The sequence below is a fragment of the Planctomycetota bacterium genome (genome assembly GCA_016872555.1).
Lineage (GTDB): Bacteria > Planctomycetota > Planctomycetia > Pirellulales > UBA1268 > F1-20-MAGs016.
Map to the genome: position 1 here is coordinate 1 of VGZO01000116.1, position 3,372 is coordinate 3,372.

Sequence of the window (3,372 nt, forward strand, 5' to 3'; positions counted from 1 at the left end):
GCCTGTTGCTCGGCGAGATCGTCCGCCGCACGGAAGCGGCCCTTGCCGACAGGATCCTCGTCTGCCCGCTGCAGTGGCTCGGCAACTCGCACCACCATCTCGACTTCCCCGGCACGCTCTCGGCGGCGCCGCGGACGTGGCTCGACCTCGTCGGCGACCTGGTGGAAAACTGGCTCGCCCACGGCTTCCGGCGGATCGTCGTCGTCAACGGCCACGGTGGCAACGACGTGCCCGCCAAGCAGGCGTTGTTCGAGGTTCGCCAGCGCCACCGGACGCGCGCCGACCTGCTGCTGGCGTTCACGACCTACTGGGGGCTCGGCACGCGCCCCTGGGAGCACGACGCGGCGTTCCACCAGCGCGAGATGGGGCATGCCTGCGAGTGGGAGACGTCGATGGTCCTCCGACTCCGCCCCGACCTCGTCAGGCCCCACACCGGACTGGCCGAGGTGCCGTTCGGCAACCCATTCCTCCCCGGGTTCCGCGCCTGGATCACGAAAGAGCGCACCGCGCCCGGCCACATCGGATCCCCGGCGCTGGCGACGGCGGAGAAGGGGGAGCTGCTGCTGGCGATGTTCTCCGCCGACCTCGGTGCCTGGCTCGAGCGCGTCGTCCGCTGGGACGGCCGCTCGTGGGAGGGCTGAGATGCTCCCCGGCGGCGCGAACCCGGCAGCGCCGCTCGACCGCCGCGTGGCGGCGATCGCGCTGCTGCTGCTGGCGGCGTCGGCGATCAACTACATGGACCGGCAGACGCTGGCCAACGTCGCGGTCCGCGTGACGAACGAGTTTTCCCTCTCCAACGAGCACTATGGCCGGCTCGAGGAGTGGTTCGGCTACGGCTTCGCCGCCGGCTCGCTCCTGTTCGGCGTCCTCGCCGACCGCACGAGCGTGCGCTGGCTCTATCCCGGGGCGCTCGCCGCCTGGTCGCTCGTCGGCTTCCTCACCGGCTATGCCGACGACTTCCAGTCGCTCCTCGCCGGCCGCGGCCTGCTCGGCTTCTTCGAGGCGGCCCACTGGCCCTGTGCCCTGAAGACGACGCAGGCGCTGCTCTCGTCGCGCGGCCGGACGCTCGGCAACGGGATCCTCCAGAGCGGCACGTCGGTCGGCTCGATCCTCACGCCGCTGGTGATGTGGCTGCTGATCGTGCGCCTCGGGCACTCGTGGCGGCTCGCGTTCCAGATCGTCGGCCTCGTCGGCACGGCGTGGATCGTGGCCTGGCTGGCGATCACGCACGAGAGCGATTTCCACCTCCGGGCCGCCGCTCCCGGTGACGTCGCCGGCGACGAGCGCGACGGCCTGGTGCGAAAGATCGTCGCCGTTCTCGTCGTCGTGACGATCATCAACACCGTCTGGCAGATCCTCCGCGCCTGGGTGCCGAAGATCCTCCAGCAGGAGCATGGCTACGGCGAGGAGTTCACACTCTGGTTCACCGCCGGCTGGTTCGCGATCTCCGACGTCGGCTGTATCGCCGCCGGGTACCTCGCCTGGCGGCTGGCGGGAGCCGGGTGGAGCGTGAAGCGGTCGCGCGTCGCCACGTTCGCGGCGTGCTGCATCCCCTGCGTGGGGCTGGTGGCGATGCCGTGGCTCGCGGCCGGGCCGTTGCTGCTGGCCGTCGTCCTCGTCGCCGGGGCCGGTGCACTGGGGATGTTTCCGATCTACTACTCGTTCACGCAGGACATCTCGCGCCGCCACCAGGGGCTCGTCACCGGCGTGGCGAGCTTCGTCGCCTGGGTCGCCTCGGCCTGGTTCCAGAAGCCGTTCGGACGGCTTGCCGACCAGACCGGATCGTTCTCCGTCGGCCTGGCCGCGGCCGGCGCCGTGACACTCGTGGCACTCGCCGCCTGGGCCGTGCTCTGGCCGGAAGAACGCCGGCGCTTCCCCCACGATCCCTGACGCACGGCGCCTGAGCCGGTGCGTCTCATCGCTCCTTGGAGGTGTTCCGATGACGTCCATCCGCTCCGTCAGACCCTCGCGGCGCCACATCCTCGCCGGCGGCGCCGCCGCGCTCGTCGGGCTGCCTGCCGCGGCGCGGGGTGCCGAGCGGCGCCCCCGGATCGCGTTTCTCGGCACGGTCGTCCACGAGCATTCCCACTCGCAGCATTTCCTCGACCGGCTCGCGATCGGCCACGCCTGGCGCGGCGCCTGGCACGAGCCGCGCGTCGAGATCGCGGGCCTGTACGTCGACCAATTTCCCGACTGGCCGCGGAAGGATCTCGCGCGCTCGCGGGCCGAGAAATACGGCCTCACGCTCGCGCCGAGCGTCGAGCAGGCGCTCACGCTGGGCACCGGGAAGCTGGCGGTCGACGGCGTGGTGATCATCGCCGAGCACGGCGAGTATCCGCGGACCGCCACGGGGCAGACACGCTACCCGCGCTACCGCTGGTTCAAGGAGTGCGTCCGGGCGTTCGAGGCGGCGGGGCGGGCGGTGCCGGTGTTCATGGACAAGCACCTCTCGACCACGTGGCCGGAGTGCCGGGAGATGGTGGACGACGCCCGGCGCCTCGGCTTCCCGCTCCACGCCGGGTCGTCGCTGCCGGTCACGCTCCGCGAGCCGGCGATCGACCTGCCGCTCGATACGGCGCTAGTGGAGAGCGTGTGCGTCGCCTACGGTGGCCCCGACAGCTACGACTTCCACGCGCTGGAAACCGCGCAGTGCATGTCGGAGCGGAGGAAGGGAGGGGAGGCCGGGATCGTGGCGGTGCAGGCGCTGCGCCGCGAGAAGCTCTGGGAGGCGCTTGCCGCCCCCGAGCGGCAGGTGACGCGCGAGCTGGTCGTGGCGGCGCTGGCGCGGAGCCACAATCTGCCGGTCGAGGGGGGCTATCCGACGGCGCCGGTGAGCTTCGCCTGGGCGCGCGAGGCGTGCCGCGATTCGACCGGCTACTCAGTCGAACACGCCGACGGCTTCCGGACGACGGTCCTGATGGCGCCGATCCGCGACTTCAACTACGCCGGCCGCCGAGCCGACACGGGGGAGACGATCTCCTGCCAGATGGTGCTGCCGATGCCGACCTGGGGGGCATCGACGGCCGACTTCTTCACGCCGCTGGTGCGGCACATCGAGGAGATGATCGTGACGGGCAAGGCGCCCTATCCGATCGAGCGGACGCTGCTCACGTCGGGGATGGTGGTGGCGGGGGTGGAATCGCTCACCAGCGCCGGCCGGCGGATCGAGACGCCGCAGATGCGGATCGCGTATCGCGCGAACCCCGAATCGACGTACTGGCAGCCGTGAGGGACGGCGGCGTGCCCCGAGGCTCGTTTCGCAGTCAGACAGAGGAAGCGGTTGTCCGCCGTTTGGCTGTTTTCCGTTGCCAGCGTAAAGTAGCCATCCATGTGGTTTGAGCGGGACTTCGAGCGGTTTTTTGTCAGCGAACG

3 protein-coding genes are annotated in these 3,372 nt (G+C 70.8%); all 3 read left to right on the forward strand.

Translation table 11 applies throughout. The annotated features are described in order from the left end of the window. A partial coding sequence (locus FJ309_17245) for a creatininase family protein (protein MBM3956320.1) occupies positions 1-641 on the forward strand: 641 nt, incomplete at its 5' end. Between the two features lies 1 nt (position 642). Beyond that, positions 643-1,890, forward strand: a complete 1,248-nt coding sequence (locus tag FJ309_17250) for an MFS transporter (GenBank protein ID MBM3956321.1) — start codon at positions 643-645, stop codon at positions 1,888-1,890. A 49-nt stretch (positions 1,891-1,939) separates the two neighbouring features. Further along, a complete protein-coding gene (locus tag FJ309_17255; GenBank protein ID MBM3956322.1) occupies positions 1,940-3,229 on the forward strand; it encodes a hypothetical protein in 1,290 nt (429 codons plus the stop codon). Positions 3,230-3,372 lie beyond the last annotated feature (143 nt).

Excerpts from the sequence above, each read along its gene's own strand:
- FJ309_17250 (MBM3956321.1), top strand. The coding sequence starts at position 643 with ATGCTCCCCGGCGGCGCGAACCCGGCAGCGCCGCTCGACCGCCGCGTG.
- FJ309_17255 (MBM3956322.1), top strand. The coding sequence starts at position 1,940 with ATGACGTCCATCCGCTCCGTCAGACCCTCGCGGCGCCACATCCTCGCC.